Below are 22,469 nucleotides of genomic sequence, written 5' to 3' on the forward strand. Positions count from 1 at the left end.
TCCACGCAGAAGGTCTACACTTAATCCAACCCTGGCATTTATCCGAACCAGAAAGCGCGAAAAGGAGTGCTATTGATGAAACATGAACTGCCCGATCTCCCCTATCCCAAGAATGCCCTCGAACCGCACATCTCGGCCGAGACTCTCGAATACCATCATGGCAAGCACCATGCCGCCTATGTGAATAAACTTAATGAACTGATCCCCGGAACCGAATTCGAAGACATGTCCCTGGAGGACATCGTCAAGAAGGCCAGCGGCGGTATCTTTAACCAGGCCGCCCAGGTATGGAACCACACCTTCTACTGGAACTGCCTGAGCCCCAATGGTGGCGGCGAACCTACCGGTGCGATCGCCGATGCCATTAACCAGGCCTTCGGCTCATTTGAGGCCTTCAAGGAGAAGTTCAATGCCTCAGGTGTGGGTAACTTTGGTTCCGGCTGGACCTGGCTGGTCAAAAACCCTGACGGTTCCGTCGAGATCGTCAATACCTCCAATGCCGGCAACCCTATGACTGACGGCAAAACACCGCTGTTAACCGCGGATGTATGGGAGCATGCCTATTACATCGACTACCGCAACGCCCGTCCGAAGTACCTTGAGAACTTCTGGAACCTGGTAACCTGGGATTTCGTGAACCAGAACTTCAGCGGCTGAACCCGATATCAACACAACATCGGGTTGACAGGGGCGGTCCTGCAACAGGGCCGTCCTTTTTATAATCTTTTGGGTAACGACCCCACAACACCCGACAGATGACAGTATCCGGCCATACAACTCCGACCGGTGTATCCGAATTTGCAGAGCCCGATTGGAAATGTGGATAATGTCGCCACCTCAACTGTAATCAGCAGACAGTAGCTGGCACTCTCAGACCGTACCTGAACGGTTCTAGTCCCGTTCTGCCTCGCCTGACAGGATATAGTAACCCGGCCGAGCGCTTATCGCCGATCCCCTCTACCGCAATAAAGCTACACAAAAACTGTACCAATTATATTCCCACAAGACAGTATCGTTTGACTTCGGGCAGAGTCGCACTAGAATTAACGGTTTTCCGGCAGTCCGCGCAGGGCTGCCGTTTTATTTTCCTGAACCGGTAAATTAGCGGAACCTGAAAAATGGCCGATCATCTGATGCACAATTATGCGCCGCTGCCTGTCACCTTTGTCCGGGGTGAAGGGGCGTGGCTGTGGGATACCGAGGAGCGCGCTTATCTCGACGCGCTGAGCGGGGTCGCGGTCTGCGGGCTGGGGCACGCGCATCCGGCGATTGCCGACGCCATCGCCGAGCAGGCGCGCACGCTGGTGCATACCTCTAACTGGTATCACATCGCCCGACAGGAGGCGCTGGCCGCGAAGCTGACCGCGATTGCCGGGATGGACAACGCCTTTTTCTGCAATTCCGGCGCCGAGGCCAATGAGGCGGCGATCAAGCTGGCGCGTCTGCACGGGCGGCAAAAACAGATCGAGACGCCGACCATCGTGGTCATGGACGGCAGCTTCCACGGCCGCACCATGGCGACCCTGACCGCCACCGGCAACCCGAAAGTGCAGGCCGGCTTTGAGCCGCTGGTGCCCGGCTTTGTGCATGTCCCCTATAACGATGTGAGCGCCATCGAACAGCTGGCCGCGCAACGGGATGACATCGTCGCGATCATGGTCGAGCCGATCACCGGTGAAGGGGGGATCCGGATTCCCACCGACGACTACCTGCCGCAGTTACGCGGTCTGTGCGATGCGCACGACTGGCTGCTGATCGCCGACGAAATCCAGACCGGCATGGGCCGCACCGGCCAGTGGTTCGCCTTTCAGCATAGCGGGATTCAGCCGGATATCATCACCCTGGCCAAGGGCCTGGGTAACGGCGTGCCCATCGGGGCCTGCCTGGCCCGGGGCCGGGCGGCCGATTTGTTCCAGCCCGGTCAGCACGGCAGTACCTACGGCGGTAACCCACTGGTCTGTGCCGCGGCCCTGGCGGTGATCGAAACAATCGAACGCGAACATCTGGCCGCGCGGGCCGGCTGGCTGGGGCAGCACATGCTGAACCGGCTGTACGAATCGCTGGCGAAAACCCCGGGGGTTGTCGAGTGCCGGGGCAAGGGCCTGATGCTGGCCGTGGAACTGGATCGGCCCTGCGGGGAACTGATGCAACAGGCTCTGGACAAGGGGCTGCTGATCAATGTCACCGCCGGCAACGTGCTGCGCCTGCTGCCGCCGCTGATACTCAGCGATGAAGAAGCCGAACAGATTATCAATGGCGTGAGTGAACTGATTCAGGGCTTTCTGGCCTGAGATCGCGCCGCAAGAGGAAAAGCAATGATGGTGAAACACTTTTTGACCCTGCTGGATATTGAAGGCCATGTGCTCGATCAGATCATCGATCGGGCCATCGAACTCAAACAGATGCAGCACCGCGGTGCCGTGTACGAACCGCTGAAGAACAAGGTGCTGGGGATGATCTTTGATAAATCCTCCACCCGCACCCGCGTCTCGTTCGAAACCGGCATGGCCCAGTTCGGCGGCCACGCGATCTTCTTGTCGCCGCGCGACACCCAGCTCGGTCGCGGTGAGCCGGTGGAAGACAGCGCCCGGGTCCTGTCGCGCATGGTGGATATCATCATGCTCCGCACCTACGCCCACGATACCGTGCAGCGCTTTGCCGAATTCTCGCAGGTCCCGGTGATCAATGCCCTGACCGATCTCTATCATCCCTGCCAGCTGCTGGCCGATATGCAGACGTTTCGCGAGCATCGCGGGGCCATCCGGGGCAAGACCGTGGCCTGGATCGGGGACGGCAACAACATGTGCCATTCCTATATCAATGCCGCGCGCCAGTTCGATTTTCAGTTGCAGATCGCCACTCCCGCCGGATACGAGCCGGATCCCGAGATCGTCGCCGCCGCGGGCGATCGGATCACGATCAGCAATGATCCCGAAGCCGCCGCCCGGGGCGCGGCTCTGATCACCACCGATGTCTGGGCCAGCATGGGTCAGGAAGAGGAACAGGAATTGCGCAAGCAACAGTTCGAAGCCTTCCAGGTCAACAGTCAGCTGATGTCACTGGCCAACAAGGATGCCATTTTCATGCATTGTCTGCCGGCTCATCGCGGCGAGGAAGTCACCGCCGAGATCATGGACAGCCCGCACAGCGTGGTCTGGGAAGAGGCGGAAAACCGCCTGCACAGCCAGAAGGCCCTGCTCGAGCATCTGCTGGCCGTACCGACCGAGCTGGAGCCGCAGCGGCGTTAAGGTTGAAGTATTTATCAACGGCACTGGAAATAACGCGCAGGACGTAAAGCAGAATAGTTTACATGAACGCACCCTGCCAGACTGTTTGTCGGTCACATGGATAATGCACATTGTAGGAGCGCTTCCAGCGCGACTCATACTTATCGCGGCAAAGCCGCTCCTACCGAGAATCTGATACAAACCTGCCAAACGCTATACACTATGCAGGGTGCGTTCCACGCACCATGACCTCCACGAAATGGAAGATAGTGATTTCTCTGTGACCTCGGCGTCCTCTGTGGTGAAATACTATAAAGTTCCCCCTTCCCATGGTCGCTATAATAAAGTATCTGTATTCAGGAGACGGTGCATGCGGTTATTGTCGATTCGATGTCTTCTTCCCTGCCTGCTTGGCCTGTTTGTCTCGGTGGCCAGCGCCGGGCCGCTGGAGGAGGGTCGGCAGGCCTACGAGGCGGGCGATTACGAGCAGGCGCGTGAACTGTGGGAACCCCTGGCGGCAAAGAACGATCCCGACGCGCTGTTTAACATTGGCCTGCTGTACATGCAGGGCAAGGGTGTGGAACAGGACGGCCGCACGGCGATGGACTGGTTCAAGCGCGCGGCCCAGTATGGCAGTGTCGATGCCGCTTACAACCTGGGCCTGCTGTATGCCGAAGGCCGTGGCATTTATCCCAGCCCCAAGGATGCAATCTACTGGTGGCGCCAGGCGGCCGAGGTGGGCCATGCCGAATCGCAATACAACCTCGGCGTCATGCTCGCCTACGGCAGAGGTACCGCCCGTCAGGTCAGCGAAGCCCTCACCTGGTGGGAAAAAGCGGCCCGGCAGGGAAACCCGGACGCCATTCGCGCGCTGGCCATGACTTACGAGCAGGGCAAGTTCGGTATTGCCGCCGATCCCGAACAGGCACAGAAATGGCGGCGGTTACTGAAAGACAATTGAACAAGCGCCTTTTTCAAACAGTCGTAGGCCCGATAAAGCGAAGCGGTATCGGGCAACACCGCCGATTGCCGGACACCGCGTTGCTATGTCCGGCCTACCACTTCCGTGTTTCGGTGGTTAAATCATTTTTCTGGCATGGTCTGTACGATCGGGCCAAATTAATTTTGATTCTCTGCGATCCTCTGCGTCTTTGCGCGATGTACACGGATGTACAAGTGTCGTGGGAGGCAGGACGCCGAGAGCGACCCTCTGCGTTTTTCTCTTTTTACGAAAAACAGACATAAAAAACCCTGACGCTCTCACACGTCAGGGTACTTAAGCACAACTACTCTCACTTTTGAGCGACGGAGACGTCCCTGTCTCAACCTTATCCCTGCTCAGATTTTTTCTTTATCCATCAGTCCGGCTCAGAACTTGAGTTTCAGGCCAGCACCCAGGAAGTTGTTCTCAACATCGCTGACACCGCCCAGATCCTCTTCAAGACTGGAATACATCACATAGCCGGTGGTTTTCTTGTCGAACTTGTGATCGACACCCACTGCCATCAACGTGCCTTCACGCGCTGTAGTTGCGTTATCTTCAACCATGATATATTGCAGTTTGAATTTGTTGCTGCCTGCAAACTTGCTGCTGAAGTGCACGCCCAGCCAGTCTTCATCCTCGCCAGTAGCTGCGGCTCCTTCGACACCGGATTGCCACAGCACGCCAACCTGCATGTTACCCATCTTGTAGATACCGGTCAGACTGGTCATGCTGTTCTCAGCCTGACCAGCAGTGTCGTCATGGGAATCCTGGGCCAGGGCAACGAACAGGGGACCGGATTCGTAGGTCAGTGAAGCGGAAATGGTATCCGCCGCGCTATCACCGGCAGTGACACCGTCGCCTTCGCCAGGTACCAGCGCGATGGCGTATTTCAAATTACCGGACTTGCCGAGGTAAGCCACGACGTTGTCGACGCGATTTTGACCGTCCTGATCGCCGGCCTTCTTGACATCCGCATCGGTATCGCTGAACAGATCGAATTCGCCGTTGGCCATTTTCATCGGCGTATCATGACGACCAAATCGGAACTGCCCCCAGTCGCCCTTCAGACCGACATACTGGTTGCGACGTTCGATACCATCATCATCAGCGCCATCACTGTCCGGGTTCACTTGCCATTCCAGCTTGTAGATACCGGACAGGCCGTTACCGAAATCGCGAGAACCCTTGACGCCGAAACGCGAGGCATGACTGCGCAGCTGAATATTGTCTGTGGTACTCGGTGTAGCAGTGGATTTATCCGCAGTATTATCAACGCTGCCGTAAGACAGGTGAACCCGGCCATAGACCTGCGGGCCATCCGCATGCGCCAGAATCGGCGTAAGCAACGCGCTTGCAACTGCGAGTGAAATCAGTTTCTTTTTCATGTCTCTTCCCCAAAAGTTTTGTTGTAACAACGCAACACGTGTTGTGTGCAAATGAACGGGGATGAGTTTGTTGGTCATCTCTTACAGCCGCGTTAACAAAGGATGAAGTTTTTATGACACTTCGGCCGGATTCGGTGCCAATGGCCGGTTTGCAGGCTTACCCGGGCCGATGAATCTGCTATGATGCGCCCCTGAAATGTTGGAATATCAGGGTGTTACGTGGACCATCCGCTGCTCGAACTGAAAAATGTCGAATGCCGTCATCGCGGCGTGACTGCCGTTGAAAACCTGAACCTGCATGTCAACCAGGGGGATCTGGTCTGTCTGCTGGGCCCCAGCGGCTGTGGCAAAACCACGGCCCTGCGTGCCATCGCCGGCTTTCAGCCATTGCATGCGGGGGAAGTCCGTCTGCGCGATCAACGGATCTCGTACCCCGGTTATACGCTGGCCCCGGAAAAACGCCATATCGGCATGGTGTTTCAGGATTACGCCCTGTTCCCGCACCTGGATGTCTGCGCCAACATTACTTTCGGTCTGCGTAACCTGGGCAAATCCGAGTACAAACGTCTGGCGAATGAAATGCTGGAAGTGGTCGGCCTCGCGGGTATGGGCGATCGCTATATCCACGAGCTGTCCGGCGGCCAGCAACAGCGGGTTGCCCTGGCTCGGGCACTGGCGCCGCGTCCCGAGCTGATCCTGATGGATGAGCCCTTCTCCAATCTCGATATTGATATGCGCGAGCGTCTGAGCAACGAAGTGCGTCAGATTCTCAAGCAACAGGGGACCAGCGGTATTCTGGTGACGCACGACCAGCACGAGGCCTTTGCCATGGGCGATCAGATCGGCGTCATGAGCGAGGGCCATATCCTGCAACGGGATACGGCCTATAACCTGTATCACTCCCCGGCCAATCGTTTTGTCGCCGATTTTATCGGCCAGGGGGTGTTTGTTCGGGGAACGCTGGTGAGCCCGGACACGGTCAAAACACCGCTTGGGACGATCAGCGGCGATCGCGCCTATGAATGGGATCCCGGCACGGAGGTGGAATTGCTGCTGCGTCCGGATGATATCCTCTATGACCCGGAAGGGCCGTTACAGGGCAAGGTATTGCAACGGGCCTTCAAGGGCGCGGAGATTCTGTATACCCTGCAACTGGAAGACGAAACCGAGGTACTCTCCCTGTTCCCCAGCCATCATGATTTTGCTATCGGTGAACAGGTCACGGTCAGCCTGGCGCTGGACCACATGGTGGCATTTCCGGTATAGAACAGGGACGAGTGACGAGGCTGTGGGAGCGGGCGACGACCGCGACCCCACCATCGGCCAGCATCGCGCCCGTGGGGCGCTCCCACCAGAACGGTGAAAACAGCCGGACACCGCGACGCTTTGTCCGGCCGACTTCTGCCGACTGCCGACTGCCAACTGCTAACTTAGTTAGCCCTTCCTCGCATCCCGCTCGACCTGCTCCAGGCTGATGTGACGCACATCCTTGCCCTTGACCAGGTAAATAACATATTCACAGATGTTCCGGGAACGATCGCCAATACGCTCCAGGGCGCGGGCTGACCACATCATATTGATGACCTCGGGGATTGCGCACGACGGTGACTGTCGCCCCTTCCGGCCCCTTACCGATATAAGTGAAGATATAGGGTGCCTCGCCTGTTTTGATTTATTCCTGCATATCAGTGCGTATCGACCGGGTTAATGGTGCGTAGAACGCACACTATACTTTGGCTTCGTCACTCGTACCTCGTCCCTGTTCGTCAGCATGACGAACAATTTCGGGAGGGAAATCGCAGATAAAGGTACTGCCCCGCCCCACGTCACTATCGATTCGTAAACTGCCGTTATTGCACTGCATAGCGTGTTTGACGATGGCCAGGCCCAGGCCGGAACCGCCGGTATGGCGCGAGCGGCCCTCGTCCACGCGATAGAAGCGTTCGGTCAGGCGTGGAATATGGTGCTGGGGGATGCCGATGCCGGTGTCATTGACTTCGAAATGGGCGCCCTTGTCGTCCTCGAACCAGCGAATGCGAATCGCACCACCGCTGGGCGTGTAATTGACGGCGTTGACAACCAGGTTGGTAAAAATACTGTCCAGTTCACGCTGCTCGCCCAGCAGACAAAGCCGGGGCTCGGCTTCCAGCAGGATAGTGTGATTACGTTCGGCGCTGAGGATTTCGGCCTGCTCCCTGAGGCTGCTCAGCATTTGCGGCACATCAACCACGACCTGCTTGCGTTCCCGGTGCCGGTTCTCGTAACTGGACAACAACATCAGATCTTCGGTCAGCTGCTGCATTCGTCGGGTCTGCTGTTGCATCACCTTGAAGGTATGTTGCACTTGTTCGTCGTCGGCGTTCTCTTCCAGCAGGCTTTCCATATAACCGCTTAGCACCGTCAGGGGCGTGCGCAATTCATGGGAAATGTTGCTGATGAAATCACGCCGCATCTGCTCGACCTGCTCGAACAGGGTAACGTCGCGCACGATCACCAGGGTCTGGTTCTTGCCGTACTCGACCATCCGGATACTGAGTCGTATTGACTCATCATACGGTGAATTAATGGTCACCTGCTCATCCGGCCATTCACCCTGCCAGTAAGCGGAGACATCCGGGTGACGCAGCAGGTTGGCCAGTCGCAGTCCCACGTCCTGCGGATAGTTGAGGCGTAACAGCCGCCCGGCCTCGGCGTTCCACCATTCGATTTCACCTTCCTCGCGCAGTACCACCGCCCCGTCGGGTAAGGCCGCGGTGGTCTCACGAAAACGGTTGATCGCCTTGACCAGGCGTTTATTTCGCTTGCGGGCCCGTTGCTGCAAACGGTAAATCGCGGTGAAAACCTCACCCCATAATCCGCTGGAGAGCGGCGGCGCCTGTTTGCGATCGAAACGCAGCCAGTGATCCAGCTTCTTCAAACGCAGAAAATAGATAACAAACCAGAGCGAAACCGCCAGTAAAAGTGCCAGCAATATCTGGTCGAATATCCAGCCAAAAAACAGTGCCAGAGCCAGACTCGCCAGAATCCGCCACAGTTCGCTGATCCAGTTGTAATGCATAGCTCAGACCTGTTTTGAGAACCGGTAGCCGGCACCGCGCACGGTCTGCACATGCCGGTCAAAGCCATGCGGGGCCAGCGCCTTGCGCAGGCGGCGAATATGCACGTCCACGGTCCGATCCTCAATATACACCTGATTGCCCCAGATCTGATCGAGCAGTTGATCGCGGCTGTAGACCCGTTCAGGATGGGTCATGAAAAAGTGCAGCAGGCGAAATTCCGTGGGCCCCAGATTGATGGCTTCGCCATTGAGGCTTACCCGGTGACTGGCGGTATCCAGGGTCAAACCGGCAATCTCGATTGTTTCGGACGCTTCCTGGCCGGCACTGCTGCGGCGCAGGACCGCGCGAATCCGCGCCACCAGTTCCTGGGTGGAAAACGGTTTGGTTACATAATCGTCAATGCCGGCTTCATAGCCGCGCAATTTGCTCTCTTCCTCGCCGCGGGCGGTGAGCATGATCACCGGCAAATCCCGTGTGGACTCGTCCCGACGCAGGCGTTTGGCAAATTCAACCCCGCTGATGCCGGGCAGCATCCAGTCCAGCAATACCAGATCCGGCGGCTGCTCGCTCAGTCGTTCGCTCGCCTCACGGGCATCACCGGCCTCGATCACCGTGAAACCGGCCCGCTGCAGCGTAAACCCGAGCATTTCCCGAATGGCTTCCTCGTCCTCGACGACCAAGATGGTAATATCCTGACTCATGGGATTCGTGACACTCCGGTGACAATAACCATTTGTACTTGCATAATGGACGCATTACAGCCGACCAATATGACAACCATATGACAAGCCCGGCACCCGCCACCCCGGGACAGGCCCCTCTCCCCGGGCCGGCAAAATGTGATTTGGCGCGCACCGGGCAATTCGCGCTAGACTATACAATTGCCATCCGGACGGCCGTGATCCGGGATGCCTTCCATAATAAAATAGAATACAGACCGCTGCAGGACAGAAAACGACTATGAGACAGTTCTTCATCGCCCTGGCGCTGCTTGGTGCCGCCGCTTCCGCCGTCCACGCCGCTGAGTATCAGTATGTGTCGGACAAACTGGTTATTACTCTGCGTAACGGTCAGGGAAACTCGCACCAGATCCTCAAGACCCTCCCGACCGGCACCCGACTGGAAGTGCTGGAGAGCACCGACGAGGGCTACAGCCGGGTCCGCACCAGCGACGGCACCGAAGGCTGGGTCCGCAGCCAGTACCTGATGGGCGAGCCCACCGCCGCCATGCAACTGGATGAAGCCACCCGCAAACTGAACAACCTGCAGGAGGAAACCGAGAAGCTGCGCAGCGCCCTGAGTGAAGTACAGGCCGAACGCGCCCAACTGGCCACCCAGCGCGATGAACTGCTCGGCAAACTCGAAGACGCCGAATCCCGGCTCGATCATCTCAACGAAGTCGCCGCCCGCCCGATCGTGCTGGACAAGGAAAACCGGGAACTGCAACAGAAAAACGTGGCCCTGGAAAAAGAACTGCAGATCCTCAACCAGGAAAACCAGGCGCTCAAGGATCGCGCCAAACGCGAATGGTTCATCGCCGGCGCCGGCGTCCTGCTCGGCGGCCTGCTGCTCGGCCTGCTCATCCCGCGCATCCGCTGGCGCAAGCAGAGCAGTTGGTGACAACACAGGGCCGAGGGACGAGTGACGAGTGACGAGGAACAACATCGGTCTCGCTGGCGACAACCTGCCGAATCATCCCGTACTTCGTAACTCTCCCTGGGCCATTCCAATGTAGAAGCGCCTCTGGCGCGACATTTCCTGCGCTGACACAAGACCCTTCGTGACGCAGCCGCTCCTGCCCGCCTTCGGGATTTGATCTGACTCGTACCTCGAAGCAGCGCCTGCCATCCTTCAGGTTTGGATCTACCTCGTACCTCGTACCTCGTCACTCGGCCCTCGGCCCTTCCCAAAGCCGGAGAAGAGTTTTACTACTCCCACTGCTCATCGCCCTGGTTCCCAGTACCTAGTATCTGTCCGATATGTCATACTACCGTCAGATAATAACCCCTGACCCGACACGGCAGATGACTTCCAAAACCGCCCCCACCGACACCGATTTTGTCCGCTGGTTTCGCGACTCTTCGCCCTATATCAATGCCTTTCGCGGCAAGGTGTTCGTGATCGCCTTTGGCGGTGAGATGCTGGCGGATGAGCAGTTTGCGCCGCTGGTGCACGATCTGGCCCTGCTCAACAGCCTGGGGGTCAAGCTGGTGCTGGTGCACGGTACCCGCCCGCAAATCGAAACCTGTCTCAAGGCACGGGATGCCGAACTGGTCTATGTCAACGGCCTGCGGATCACCGACACCACGGCGCTCAATTGCGTCAAGCAGGCCGCCGGCAGCGTACGGGTGGATATCGAGGCGCTGCTCTCCATGGGTGTGGCCAACTCGCCCATGGCCGGGGCGCGCATCCGGCTGGTGTCGGGCAATTTTGTCACCGCCCAGCCGCTAGGGGTGCGCGATGGCGTGGACTACGGCCACACCGGCGAGGTCCGCCGGGTGGACCGGGATGCCATTCGCCAGCATCTGGATAACAACGATCTGGTCCTGCTCTCGCCCATCGGTTATTCGCCCACCGGCGAGGTCTTCAACCTCAGTGCCGAGGATGTGGCCACCGCCGCCGCCAGCCAGTTACAGGCCGACAAACTGATCCTGCTGATCGACGGCAAGGGCATTACCGACAACCGCAAACGGCTGTTACGGGAACTGACGCCTGACAAGGCCGAGACCCTGCTGGCGGGAAGCAACAAACTCAACAGTGAACAACAACAGGCCCTGCGCAGTGCCACGCATGCCTGTCGGCACGACGTCAAGCGTGCGCATATTATCAACCGCCATACCGACGGCGCGCTGTTGCTGGAGCTGTTCACCCGCGACGGTTGCGGTACCCTTCTCAGCAACGATCCCTACGAGGACCTGCGCCGCGCCACTATTGACGACATCGGTGGGATTCTGGAATTGATCAAACCGCTGGAGACGGACGATATCCTGGTGCGCCGCTCGCGCGAACGGCTGGAAACCGAGGTGGATCATTTCACCGTGGTCGAACGCGACGGCATGATCATCGGCTGCGCCGCCCTGTATCCGTTCATCGATGAACAGGTGGGTGAACTGGCCTGCCTGGCGGTGCATCCTGATTATCGTAACCAGGGCCGGGGGGATGCCCTGTTACAGTACCTGGAGAAGACCTGTCGTCAGCTCGGCGTGCGGCAACTGTTCGTGTTGACCACCCGCACGGCGCACTGGTTCCGCGAGCGCGGCTTCAAGTCGGGGGATATCAAAAACCTGCCGGTCAAACGCCAGCAACTGTATAACTATCAGCGCCAGTCCAAGGTGTTCATCAAGGAGCTGGACTGATGGCTGTCAGCTCCGCCGCCATGGCCCCCCTGCGCAAAACCGGTCGAACCGCACGACCGACACCCCGGCGACCGTTTCTCAAGTGGGCCGGTAACAAATTCCGGATCCTGGAACACATCATCCCGATGCTGCCGGAGGGCAAACGCCTGGTGGAACCGTTTGCCGGCTCCGCCGCGCTGTTTCTCAACAGCGATTACGACCGCTATCTGCTCAGCGATCGCAATGCCGATTTGATCAGCCTGTACAACCTGCTCAAGCAGGAAGGTGCCGAATTCATCGACTATTGCGCGCAATATTTCATTGCGCGCAACAACCAGGAAAAACGCTATTACCGGCTGCGCGAACAGTTCAACGAATGTGACGAACCACGTTTGCGCGCCGCCCTGTTCGTCTATCTCAACCGCCATGGCTACAACGGCCTGTGCCGCTATAATGCCAGCGGCGGCTTCAACGTCCCCTTCGGCCGCTACAAGCGTCCCTACTTCCCGCAAAAGGAGATGCTCGCCTTTCATCACCGGGCACAGCGCGCCGAGTTTCTGCTGGCAGATTTTGAACAGACCATGCAACAGGCCAGAGCGGGCGATGTGATCTATTGCGATCCACCCTATGTGCCGCTATCGACTTCCGCCAACTTCACCACCTACAGCGCCGGCGGCTTCAGTCTGGACGATCAACAACACCTCGCCGATCTTGCCCAAAGCTGCGCGAAACGGCACATCCCGGTATTGATCTCCAATCACAACACCGCCTACACCCGCAAAATCTATCAACAGGCCAATAAAAACAAACGTTTCAAGGTGCAGCGCTATATCAGCTGTAACGGCAAAAAGCGCAACAGCGCCGGCGAGATCCTCGCGCTGTTCAAATAACCGCTCAGGGCGATAGCGGAATAACACGATCACCCTGATGGCGGTAAAGCTGCCAGTCACTGTCGCCGTTGCGACAGGCGCCGAAGCGAAACGGCACGTTGCGGGTATCCCCCAGAATGAAGCGGTGATCCTGGAACCAGGCACACAGCCCCTGCTCGCGCTGCTCGATACGATAGAGAGCCGGGAACAACATGAAATCCCGAATATCCTTCAGTACATCCTGTTGCCAGACATTCTGCGCCAGATCATGCGCCGCGCCTTCACCATAACGGGGTAAGGTCTGCCAGTTAAGCTGGTTCATCGGTCGATAGATCGCATTGATGCGCTCGAGCATACCCGCCTGTTCCTGCGGCGCCAGTGTCACCTGTTGGCGATGCAGGTTCACATAGCTCACATGATAGTGCTGCGGTTGCTCGATCACGATCTTCCAGTTAAACGGCGACAGGGGTTGCGGCAGGGCATGGACTTCGGCCTGTTCCAGCCCCTGCTGCCGGGCATACTCCCGTCCAATATCACGCGCCTGCCAGGCCTGAAAGTGTTGCAAACCGATATACAACGCCAGCGTGGCCAGACCAACCAGCGCCACCTGTTGTCCCTGTCGGCGCCAGGCCCACGCCGCCAGCAGGGCCAGGACAATGATTCCGCTGAACCAGAAATCGATAATAAAGGTTGAAGGCAGGGAAAACTTGGCGTGGCTGAATGGCGCCAGGATCATCGTACCGAAGGAAGTGATCACATCCCCGAAGATATGAATCCCCAGGCTCATGGCACACACGGCATAGAACGCTTTCCAGTGATACTGACCGCGCCACAACAGGACAAACAACAGTGATAACAGTCCGGCCCACAAGGGCAACATCACAACCGAATGGGTGATCCCCCGGTGGTATTTGAGATAACTCAACGGTCCATCGATCAAGCGCACCAGAAAATCACTGTCGGGAAAAATGCCGGCCAGAAACCCGGCCATCAGGCGGCTGCGCAGCGACAGGACCCGCCCGGCCGAGATGGCTTCCCGATCCGGGGTCTCGGAGGCCGTGGCCCGTGCCAGCAGGACGCTGCTCAGGCCATGTGTCAGTGTATCCATCGGGTATTTACCACTTAATAATCACTCACTTACGACCGGCCGCTGAAAATCCGTGCCTGAATCACAGATTCAAAGCGGGATTAAAGCCGCCCTGCCGCGCTGCCGATGTATATCCCAAGAAGATGAGGCCACAGGGCTTCACCAGTGTCAGACAAACCGGGTATTTTGTTAATGGCCAAAGCACGAATCCATCGTCAGGGAACACTCCTGATACTCGAAAAAGACGTGCACACCGCTTATCTGCTGGACTATCTGCTGAGTCGTGAAGGCTACAACGTGGTCAGCACCACCAACTGCGAAATCGCCTCCCGCCTGCTGGCCAAAATGCCACCGGCCGAACTCATCTTTCTGGATGTCGCCTATATCAGCGACAACCAGTGCCGGTTCATGGAGACCCTGCGCAAAATGCCCGGCTGGCGCAGCACGCCGGTCCTGCTGCTGGCCGAGCACTATACCATGGAACATGTCAGTCACGGCCTGCAGGCCGGGGCCGACGATTATATCGTCCAGCCCTTCAACCACGCCGAACTGCTCACCCAGATCCAGCGCTACTCGTTAAAACTCCATCGCGCCTGACACCGGGGCGTAATTCGCCCCGGTGTCAGACGCGAGTTACGAGGGACGAGTAACGAGGGCCGGGAAAAAGCGTTTGCCGGTTCACGCTGAATACAAGCGTAAAAACCCTGTTGGCTCGCATATTCAGGGATTTAGTGTTCCTCGTCACTCGTCCCTCGTAACTCGGCCCTGTTCTGTCAGTAATTGCCGGACACCGCTGCGCTTTGTCCGGCTTACCCGACTATCGCGCCCGTGGGGCGCTCCCACAGGGTTGTCAGCAGGTGCCCGGCATCCCGGCGTCTTGTGTGGGAGCGGGCATCGACCGCGACATACCTGGCTATCCGCTTTCACTATCCGGCGGCACGACGTTGAGGACTTCTTCCATGGTGGTCAGGCCCTGAGCGATTTTCTGGGCGCCGGAGATGCGCAGTTTGATCATGCCTTCGTTAATCGCCGTGCGGCGGATCTCCGCCGCATCGCTGTCCGGGCCCAGCTGGTGGCGAATGGCGGGACTCATGCGCAACATTTCGTAAATCCCGATGCGGCCCATGTAGCCGGTGTTGCGGCATTCGTCGCAACCGACCGGGCCGTAGAAAGTCGGCTCGCCGCTCATTTTCCAGGGCCGGGTCAGCGCCTGCCACAGATCCGGATCCACCTCGGTGGGGGCCTTGCAATGCGGACAGAGGGTGCGCACCAGTCGCTGGGCGAGGACCCCCAGCAAGGTGGCGTTGATCAAATAAGAGGGCACGCCGATCTCGCGCAGACGGGTCACGGCCGAGGACGAGTCGTTGGTATGCAGGGTGGAGAGCACCAGATGGCCGGTTAACGCCGCCTGGATCGCCATCTCGGCGGTTTCTTTATCGCGAATCTCGCCGACCATGATGATATCGGGATCCTGGCGCAACAGGGTGCGTACCCCGCTGGCGAAATCGAGCCCGATGTTGTGTTGCACCTGCATCTGGTTAAAGGCCGGCTCGACCATTTCGATCGGATCTTCCACCGTGCAGACATTCACCTCGGGCTGGGCCAGTTGCTTGAGCGTGGAGTAGAGCGTGGTGGTCTTGCCCGAGCCGGTCGGGCCGGTCACCAGAATAATGCCGTTGGGCTGGTTGACCATCTGGTTCCAGCCGGTAATTTCCTTCGCGGAGAAGCCCAGCGCGGCGAAATCCTTGACCAGCACATCCGGGTTGAAAATCCGCAGCACCAGTTTTTCACCGAAGGCGGTCGGCATGGTCGACAGGCGCAGTTCAATCTCGCCGCCTTCGGGTAACAGGGTCTTGATGCGTCCGTCCTGCGGGCGGCGTTTTTCCACCACGTCCATGCGCCCCAGGACCTTGATGCGACTGGAGACCGCGGTCATCACCGGGGTAGGCATATCGTAAACATGGTGCATGACGCCGTCGATGCGAAAGCGGATGTGCCCCTGCTCGCGACGCGGTTCCATGTGAATATCGCTGGCGCGCTGATCGAAGGCGTATTGCAGCAACCAGTCGACGATCTGCACCACATCCTTGTCATTGGCATCCAGATTGCCCGTCTTGCCCAGCTCCACCAGTTGTTCCAGGTTGGAGACCCCGGGGATATTGACCGAATCCTTGTCCGAGGTGGCACGGCGAATGGAGTGACTGACCGAATAGAACTCGTTGAGATAACGGGAGATGTCCAGCGGATTGGCAATCACCCGCTCGATCTGCAGCCCGGTGACATGCGCCAGCTCATCTTCCCAGCTGCGAATATCCGGCTCTGCCGTGGCGATAACGGCTTTGTGTTTATCCACTTTGACCGGCAGGATACGATGCTTGCCGGCATAGGCCGACGAGGTCACCGCCGTCACCGCCGTCACATCAACCTTGAGCGGATCGATACGCATATAGGGTAGCCCGGCACGCTCGGCCAACCACTGGGTCAGCACTTCCAGCGTCAGCTTCTTGCCGGGGCGGACCAGATCATCCCATTCCTGTTGCGAGATGATCACCAGCGGATGGATTTCCAGTCGACCGGTACGCGCCGGAATCAGAAACTCGTCCGAGATCTGTTTGTCCAGCCGGCCATCTTCCACCAGCGCATGGATCAGTTCATGCAGATTCAGATGTCGATCACCGCCGATAACCCGGGCTTGCTGTTGCATCGTGTTCATCGCCTGTAAGTATTAATTGACTCTCGCAGAGGCGCCGAGTTCGCCAGGGGTAAAATAGCGTATCTTTCTCCGCGCCTTTGCGGCTCCGCGAGAGTTAAATATTATTTCCCGAGCGGTCCACTTACGTAGGTCACGCTGGCATTAGCCTGCGTGACAGTCAGGTAGCGCTGCGCACAACCTACCTACGGCTGTTGCATTGTATTCATCACCTGTTAAGTGTTAATTGACTCTTGCAGAAGCGCCGGGCTCGCAGAGAAAAAACAGGATATTTTTCTCTGCGCCTTTGCGTCTCTGCGAGAGAAACGTCATTTCCCGGCACGAATCAGTCCGCCCATGCCAGCCTCTTCCAGACACTCGTTGAGGTAATGGCGAATCTCGTGCACGTTTTCCATCACCAGCACTTCGCTGAGGATTTCCGAGGCACGCTCCTGACTCAGGTTCCGAATGACCCATTTGACCCGCAACAGACTGGAGACGCTCATGCTCAGACTGTGAATGCCCATGCCGAGCAACAGGATCGCCGCCGCCGGATCGCCGGCCATTTCACCACAGACACTGACCGGCTTGCCGTGAACCCGGGCACTGTCCACCACTTGCAGGATGGCGCGAATCACCGCCGGGTGCAGGGAATCATACAGTTCGGCAACCCGCGAGTTGTTGCGATCCACCGCCAGCAGGTACTGGGTCAGATCGTTGGTACCGATGGAGAGAAAATCGACCCGCTTGGCCAGATTACCCGCCTGATACACCGCCGAGGGGACTTCGATCATCACGCCGATCCTGGGCATGCGAATGGCCTGTCCCTCTTCGAGCAACTCTTCATAGGCCTGATGAATCAGGCTCAGGCTGTCGATCAGCTCACTGACATCGCTGATCATCGGCAGCAGAATATTCAGATTATCCAGCCCGGCGCTGGCCAGCAGCATGGCACGAATCTGCACCAGAAAGATTTCCGGGTGATCCAGCGTAATACGAATGCCGCGCCAGCCCAGAAACGGGTTTTCCTCTTCAATCGGAAAATAGGGCAACGCCTTGTCCCCCCCCACATCCAGGGTGCGCAACACCACCGGCCGCGGCGCGAAGGCTTCCAGAACCTGTCGATAGTTGGCGCGCTGTTCGTCCTCGCCGGGGAAGCGCTGGCGGATCATGAACGGAAACTCGGTGCGGTACAGACCGATCCCCTCGGCACCGCTTTCCCGGGTCGGGGTCATATCCGAGATCAAACCGGTGTTGGCGTACAGGGGAATATGTTCACCATCCAGGGTTTCGGAGGGCAGCTCGAGCAGCGCCTTGAGTTCCTCGGAAAGCTCGACCTCCTGATCGACCAGCCGGCGATACTCTTCCAGAATGGGATGGGCCGGCGCCACATAGACCCGGCCGCTGTACCCGTCGGCGATCACTTCGGTACCATCCATGCGCGAGACCGGCAGATCGGTCGCCCCCATCACGGCCGGGACGCCCAGCGCCCGGGCCAGGATCGCCACGTGCGAGGTTCGCGAACCGCGCACCGAGATGACCCCCGCCAGCTTCTCCGGCGGCACTTCCGCCAGCATGGCGGCGCTGATCTCCTCGCCCACCAGCACGGTCTTATCCGGGTACGCCAGTGACTTCTGGGTATCCTGCTGCAGGTGCGAGAGAATCCGCCGGCCCAGATCGCGCACATCGTCCACGCGCTCACGCATGTAACTGTCTTCCATTTCACGGAAGATGCGTTCGTGATCCTGAATAGTCTGGCGTAACGCGCCCTGCGCCCAGTTGCCGCCTTCGATGCGCTGTCGGGTCTGGCCGGCCAGACTGTCGCTGTCGAGCATCAGCATATACACGTCGAACAGGGCGTGATCCTCGGCCGGCAACTTGTCGACAAACTGGGCCGACAGATTCTTGATGTCTTTTTTGACGGCCTCCAGCGCGGCATTGAAGGCCTCGATCTCGGCCGCCACGTCGTCAACACGCCGATCCGGCACCGCGTCGATATCCGCCAGGGTATAAACCACTTTGGCCGTCCCAATAGCCACCCCCGGCGCGCCGGGCAAGCCGCTGATGGGCCGGCTGTCATGCGGGTGGTCCGGTGTCACCTGACCGATCAGATCCACCTCGCCGCTGGCCTCGGCATGCGCAATCGCCCCGGCCAGCTGCGCGGCGATGGTGATCAAAAAAGTGACGCTGTTTTCATCGAATTTTTCGGTGCCGTGCTGCTGGACCACCAGCACCCCGACCACCTTGCGGTGATGGATGATCGGCACGCCGAGAAAGGCGTGATACGGCTCCTCGCCGGACTCGGGGAAATAACAAAAACGGGGATGCTCGGGCGCATTATCCAGATTGACCGGCTCGGCGCGCTTGGCCACCAGCCCGACCAGACCGCGCTCCTGGCTCAGGCGCACCTTGCCGACACTGCTCTGGTTCAGGCCATCGGTCGCCTTGAGGACATAGTATTCGTTGTCCTGATCGGTGAGATACACCGAGCAGACATCCACCTGCATGGCCTGTTTGACACGGCGCACGATGATCTCCAGCGCCTGCTCCAGATTGCGCGCCAGATTCACCTCTTCGATTAATCGACGTAAGGTATCAAGCATAAGAGTCCATACAGTGGGATCAGGATTTGACCTGTCTCAGGCAGAATAACACAGGGTGATGATGCTGCCGCTATCAGGCAAGCTGGCCGTAAACCAGTTTACCGCTCGCTTTTTTTAATAACGGGCCCAGCTCCGCCAGCGCGCGTCGGTATACCTGGCGCTTGAACGGGACCACTTCCCGCACCGGCTCCGCCGGGGTCACCCAGCGCCAGCAATCGAATTCGGGCGTCTCACTGGCATCCAGACTCACTTTACTCTCCGGCGCGAGCAGGCGCAGCAAAAACCAGCGCTGTTTCTGGCCAATACAGACGGGTTCGCGGTGATAGCGAATCAGTTTTTGCGGCAGACGATAGCGCAACCATTGCCGGGTGGCGCCAATGAGTTCCACATCGTTTTGCGCCAGGCCGATCTCCTCCGCCAGCTCGCGGAACAGCGCCTGCTCCGGGCTTTCATCGCGGCGAATGCCGCCCTGGGGAAACTGCCAGGCCTGCTGACCAATCCGCCGGGCCCAGAACAGTTTGCCTTCCGGGTTACATAAAATAATGCCGACATTGGCTCTGTATCCTTCCGAATCAATCACTTGCCGCATCCTTTTAAAGCCCTGCACCAGATTCTTTCACAGCCCCCGGGCGCTCGCAAATTTTCCATTGGCAAGGCTGATAATATCATATATTTCAGTTAGTTAAGTAATTCAGCAGCCACTCATATACCCGACCGGCGCCAGCCGCCCGACTCGCCCGGCTGCTTTTCACCCCGCCTTTTGGGTTATCATGCCCCCTTTTGTGCAAGCGGGAGGAACACGCGTGGCCCTGGCAATCTTCGATCTCGACAATACCCTGCTCAACGGCGACAGCGATTATCTGTGGGGCCGCTTTCTGGCCGAACAGGGGCGGGTCGACGGCGAGACCTACGAGCGCGAAAACCACCGCTTTTACGAGGAATACAAAAGCGGCCAGCTCGATATCCGGGAGTTTCTGGCCTTCAGCCTGCGCCCGTTAAGCGAGATCCCACCGTCACAATTGAATGAATTACACCGCCAGTTCATGGCCCGGGAAATCCGCCCGCGCATTACCCCCGCTGCCCGGGCCCTGCTGGACAAACACCGGGCCCGGGACGATTTTCTGCTGATCATTACCGCCACCAACCGCTTTATCACCGGGCCGATTGCCGAGGAACTGGGCGTCGATGATCTGCTGGCCACCGATCCCGAGCAGGTCGACGGTCGCTACACCGGCCAGGTCAGCGGCATCCCCTGTTTTCGCGAAGGCAAGGTCCAGCGGCTGGAGCAGTGGCTGAAACAGACCGGCCTGAATCTGGCCGACAGCTGGTTTTACAGCGACTCGCACAACGACCTGCCGCTGCTGGAGCGGGTGCCCCACCCGGTCGCGGTGGATCCCGACGAGACCCTGGCCGATCACGCCAGCGCCCGCGGCTGGCCCATCCTGAGCCTGCGCGAGTAAGCCGGCCCGATGTCCGCGCGCCATCCATGGGGGTTGTTGCTGGGGCTGGGGGGACTCTGCCTTATCAGTCTGGGCATCTCCCTGACCAGTGGCAGCGTGGCCCTGGAGGCCGCGCAGGTATGGAGCGCCCTCTGGCGTCCGGACGCGGATCTTGCCAGCCAGCTGGTATGGGAGCTGCGCCTGCCGCGCAGCCTGGCCGCCCTGACCACCGGCGCCCTGCTGGCGGTAGCCGGTTGCCTGATGCAGGTGCTGGTCCGCAACCCGCTGGCCGATCCCTATATATTAGGTATCTCCGGCGGGGCCTCGGTGGCGGCCCTGCTGGCCATGCTGGCGGGGGTGAGCGGTAACTTACTGACCGGCAGCGCCTTCGTCGGAGCCCTGGTGGCCATGCTGCTGGTGTTCGTGCTGTCACGCGGCCACGGCCAGTGGAACAGCAATCGCCTGCTGCTGACCGGCGTGGTGCTGGCCGCCGGCTGGGGCGCGGCCATCGGCTTTATTCTCAACCTGTCACCGGACAGCAATCTGCAACGCATGATGTTCTGGCTGATGGGCGACATGGGTTTCGCCCGCGCCAATGCGCTGCCCTCGATCGTGTTGCTGGTCGGTCTGCTCGCCAGCCTGCTGCTGGCCCGCCAGCTCAATGTACTGACCCGCGGCGAACTGGTGGCCGGCTCGCTGGGCATCCGCACCGATCTGCTGCATCTGGCCATCTATGTGATCGCCTCCCTGCTGACCGCTACTGCCGTGACCCAGGCCGGCAGTATCGGCTTCGTCGGACTGGTGGTCCCGCACCTGATTCGCCTGCTGGGCTATCACGATCACCGCATCCTGCTGCCCGCCGCCGCCCTGCTCGGCGCCAGCCTGCTGCTGCTGGCCGACACGGTTGCCCGCACCCTGCTGGCGCCACAGCAACTGCCGGTCGGGATCCTCACCGCCTTTATCGGCGTACCGCTGTTCTTGTATCTGCTCTATCGGGGATCGCGCCAGTGAAGCTGCAACTCGAGCAACTGCAACTGCAGCGCAGCCAGCGGCGACTTTGTCAGCCATTTGATCTGCGCATCGAAGATGGCCAGTGCTGGGGGATTCTGGGCAGCAACGGCAGCGGCAAGACCACGTTGCTGCACACCCTTGCCGGGTTGCATCACGATTACACCGGCCGTATCGAGCTGAGCGGCACGATCCTCGATCAGATCCCGCGCAAGCAGTTCGCCCGCCAGGTGGGCCTGTTACTGCAAACCAACGAGGAGGCATTTCCCGGCAGCGCCATCGAAACCATCCTCACCGGCCGCCATCCCCATCTCAAGGCCTGGCAGTGGGAAAGCGAACAGGATCTCGCCCTGGCGCGCGAGACCTTACAACAGGTGGACCTGGCCGGTTTCGAGCAACGCGATCTGCTGACACTTTCCGGCGGCGAACGCCGCCGCTTGTATATCGCCACCCTGCTGGCCCAGCAGCCACAGCTCTATCTGCTGGATGAACCCGCCAACCATCTCGATCTGCGCCATCAGCATCAGATCCTCGGCCTGTTACAACGGCTCACCCATGACCAACAAAAAAGCGTGGTCATGGTCCTGCACGATCCCAACCTCGCCGCGCGCTATTGCGATCATGTCTTGCTGATGCATGAAGATGGCCACGTCGAAGGCGGGCCGAGCGTAGCACTGATGACGCCGGAGAGGTTGAGCACGTTGTACGGCTACCCGATCAAACCGGTTGAATCCGAACAACAAACGATATTCGTGGCGGGGTAAAAAAAGTGCTGAAGAGAAA

General features: G+C 59.0%; 19 protein-coding genes and 1 pseudogene. 12 read left to right on the forward strand and 8 right to left on the reverse strand.

Annotated features, from left to right (window positions below):
• Nucleotides 1–75: 75 nt before the first annotated feature.
• From U5K34_RS03320 to U5K34_RS03335, 4 genes are all read left to right on the forward strand, one after another.
• Nucleotides 76–657: a superoxide dismutase gene (locus U5K34_RS03320; RefSeq protein ID WP_322567101.1), complete on the forward strand. Its 582-nt coding sequence runs from the start codon at nucleotides 76–78 to the stop codon at nucleotides 655–657.
• Nucleotides 658–1,118: 461 nt separating this feature from the next.
• Nucleotides 1,119–2,291 (forward strand): acetylornithine transaminase, encoded by a 1,173-nt coding sequence (locus U5K34_RS03325; protein WP_322567102.1) that lies wholly within the window; start codon nucleotides 1,119–1,121, stop codon nucleotides 2,289–2,291.
• A gap of 24 nt (nucleotides 2,292–2,315) precedes the next feature.
• On the forward strand, nucleotides 2,316–3,248 hold the full coding sequence (gene argF, locus U5K34_RS03330) for an ornithine carbamoyltransferase (RefSeq protein WP_322567103.1): 933 nt from the start codon (nucleotides 2,316–2,318) through the stop codon (nucleotides 3,246–3,248).
• Between the two features lie 349 nt (nucleotides 3,249–3,597).
• Nucleotides 3,598–4,188 carry a tetratricopeptide repeat protein gene (locus tag U5K34_RS03335; RefSeq protein ID WP_322567104.1) on the forward strand — a complete coding sequence of 197 codons (591 nt, stop codon included), beginning with the start codon at nucleotides 3,598–3,600 and terminating at the stop codon, nucleotides 4,186–4,188.
• Between the two features lie 407 nt (nucleotides 4,189–4,595).
• On the opposite strand, the gene U5K34_RS03340 is transcribed toward U5K34_RS03335, so the two are convergent.
• Nucleotides 4,596–5,675: a porin gene (locus U5K34_RS03340; protein ID WP_322567105.1), complete on the reverse strand. Its 1,080-nt coding sequence runs from the start codon at nucleotides 5,673–5,675 to the stop codon at nucleotides 4,596–4,598.
• Nucleotides 5,676–5,816: 141 nt separating this feature from the next.
• Between U5K34_RS03340 and U5K34_RS03345 the strand changes: the two genes are divergently transcribed.
• A complete protein-coding gene (locus tag U5K34_RS03345; protein ID WP_322567106.1) occupies nucleotides 5,817–6,863 on the forward strand; it encodes an ABC transporter ATP-binding protein in 1,047 nt (348 codons plus the stop codon).
• Nucleotides 6,864–7,031: 168 nt separating this feature from the next.
• On the opposite strand, the pseudogene U5K34_RS16000 reads toward U5K34_RS03345, so the two are convergent.
• From U5K34_RS16000 to phoB, 3 genes and pseudogenes are all read right to left on the reverse strand, one after another.
• Nucleotides 7,032–7,193 (reverse strand): annotated as a pseudogene (locus U5K34_RS16000) (PhoU domain-containing protein); the annotation flags it as partial.
• A 130-nt stretch (nucleotides 7,194–7,323) separates the two neighbouring features.
• Nucleotides 7,324–8,655 carry a phosphate regulon sensor histidine kinase PhoR gene (gene phoR, locus U5K34_RS03355; protein ID WP_322567107.1) on the reverse strand — a complete coding sequence of 444 codons (1,332 nt, stop codon included), beginning with the start codon at nucleotides 8,653–8,655 and terminating at the stop codon, nucleotides 7,324–7,326.
• A gap of 3 nt (nucleotides 8,656–8,658) precedes the next feature.
• Nucleotides 8,659–9,357 (reverse strand): phosphate regulon transcriptional regulator PhoB, encoded by a 699-nt coding sequence (gene phoB / locus U5K34_RS03360; protein WP_322567108.1) that lies wholly within the window; start codon nucleotides 9,355–9,357, stop codon nucleotides 8,659–8,661.
• Nucleotides 9,358–9,616: 259 nt separating this feature from the next.
• Between phoB and U5K34_RS03365 the strand changes: the two genes are divergently transcribed.
• The 3 genes from U5K34_RS03365 to U5K34_RS03375 all read left to right on the forward strand — a co-directional run bounded on the left by U5K34_RS03365 (nucleotide 9,617) and on the right by U5K34_RS03375 (nucleotide 12,881).
• The gene (locus U5K34_RS03365; protein ID WP_322567109.1) at nucleotides 9,617–10,276 is read left to right on the forward strand and encodes a TIGR04211 family SH3 domain-containing protein; all 660 of its coding nucleotides are present in this window, start codon (nucleotides 9,617–9,619) and stop codon (nucleotides 10,274–10,276) included.
• Nucleotides 10,277–10,680: 404 nt separating this feature from the next.
• Nucleotides 10,681–12,012: an amino-acid N-acetyltransferase gene (argA, locus tag U5K34_RS03370; RefSeq protein ID WP_322567110.1), complete on the forward strand. Its 1,332-nt coding sequence runs from the start codon at nucleotides 10,681–10,683 to the stop codon at nucleotides 12,010–12,012.
• A gap of 20 nt (nucleotides 12,013–12,032) precedes the next feature.
• A complete protein-coding gene (locus tag U5K34_RS03375) occupies nucleotides 12,033–12,881 on the forward strand; it encodes a Dam family site-specific DNA-(adenine-N6)-methyltransferase (protein ID WP_416224008.1) in 849 nt (282 codons plus the stop codon).
• A gap of 4 nt (nucleotides 12,882–12,885) precedes the next feature.
• On the opposite strand, the gene U5K34_RS03380 is transcribed toward U5K34_RS03375, so the two are convergent.
• Nucleotides 12,886–13,968 (reverse strand): metal-dependent hydrolase, encoded by a 1,083-nt coding sequence (locus U5K34_RS03380; RefSeq protein ID WP_322567112.1) that lies wholly within the window; start codon nucleotides 13,966–13,968, stop codon nucleotides 12,886–12,888.
• A 171-nt stretch (nucleotides 13,969–14,139) separates the two neighbouring features.
• Here U5K34_RS03380 and U5K34_RS03385 point away from each other — a divergent pair, with 171 nt between their 5' ends.
• Entirely contained in the window at nucleotides 14,140–14,544 is a 405-nt protein-coding gene (locus U5K34_RS03385) for a response regulator (RefSeq protein WP_322567113.1), read from the forward strand.
• A gap of 316 nt (nucleotides 14,545–14,860) precedes the next feature.
• On the opposite strand, the gene U5K34_RS03390 is transcribed toward U5K34_RS03385, so the two are convergent.
• The 3 genes from U5K34_RS03390 to U5K34_RS03400 form a co-directional block, all read right to left on the reverse strand.
• Complete coding sequence (locus tag U5K34_RS03390) at nucleotides 14,861–16,651, reverse strand: GspE/PulE family protein (protein ID WP_322567114.1); 1,791 nt, start codon at nucleotides 16,649–16,651, stop codon at nucleotides 14,861–14,863.
• Between the two features lie 314 nt (nucleotides 16,652–16,965).
• Nucleotides 16,966–19,239 carry a phosphoenolpyruvate--protein phosphotransferase gene (gene ptsP / locus U5K34_RS03395; RefSeq protein WP_322567115.1) on the reverse strand — a complete coding sequence of 758 codons (2,274 nt, stop codon included), beginning with the start codon at nucleotides 19,237–19,239 and terminating at the stop codon, nucleotides 16,966–16,968.
• Between the two features lie 73 nt (nucleotides 19,240–19,312).
• Nucleotides 19,313–19,828, reverse strand: a complete 516-nt coding sequence (locus tag U5K34_RS03400) for an RNA pyrophosphohydrolase (protein WP_416223998.1) — start codon at nucleotides 19,826–19,828, stop codon at nucleotides 19,313–19,315.
• 214 nt (nucleotides 19,829–20,042) lie between these two features.
• Between U5K34_RS03400 and U5K34_RS03405 the strand changes: the two genes are divergently transcribed.
• The 3 genes from U5K34_RS03405 to U5K34_RS03415 are packed head-to-tail and all read left to right on the forward strand — an operon-like array spanning nucleotide 20,043 to nucleotide 22,450.
• The gene (locus U5K34_RS03405) at nucleotides 20,043–20,699 is read left to right on the forward strand and encodes an HAD family hydrolase (protein ID WP_322567117.1); all 657 of its coding nucleotides are present in this window, start codon (nucleotides 20,043–20,045) and stop codon (nucleotides 20,697–20,699) included.
• Nucleotides 20,700–20,708: 9 nt separating this feature from the next.
• On the forward strand, nucleotides 20,709–21,689 hold the full coding sequence (locus U5K34_RS03410; RefSeq protein WP_322567118.1) for an iron ABC transporter permease: 981 nt from the start codon (nucleotides 20,709–20,711) through the stop codon (nucleotides 21,687–21,689).
• Nucleotides 21,686–22,450 carry an ABC transporter ATP-binding protein gene (locus U5K34_RS03415; RefSeq protein ID WP_322567119.1) on the forward strand — a complete coding sequence of 255 codons (765 nt, stop codon included), beginning with the start codon at nucleotides 21,686–21,688 and terminating at the stop codon, nucleotides 22,448–22,450. The genes U5K34_RS03410 and U5K34_RS03415 overlap by 4 nt, the downstream gene beginning before the upstream one ends.
• The last annotated feature ends 19 nt before the right edge of the window (nucleotides 22,451–22,469 follow it).

The organism is Thiohalophilus sp., from assembly GCF_034521165.1.
Taxonomy (GTDB): domain Bacteria; phylum Pseudomonadota; class Gammaproteobacteria; order UBA6429; family Thiohalophilaceae; genus Thiohalophilus.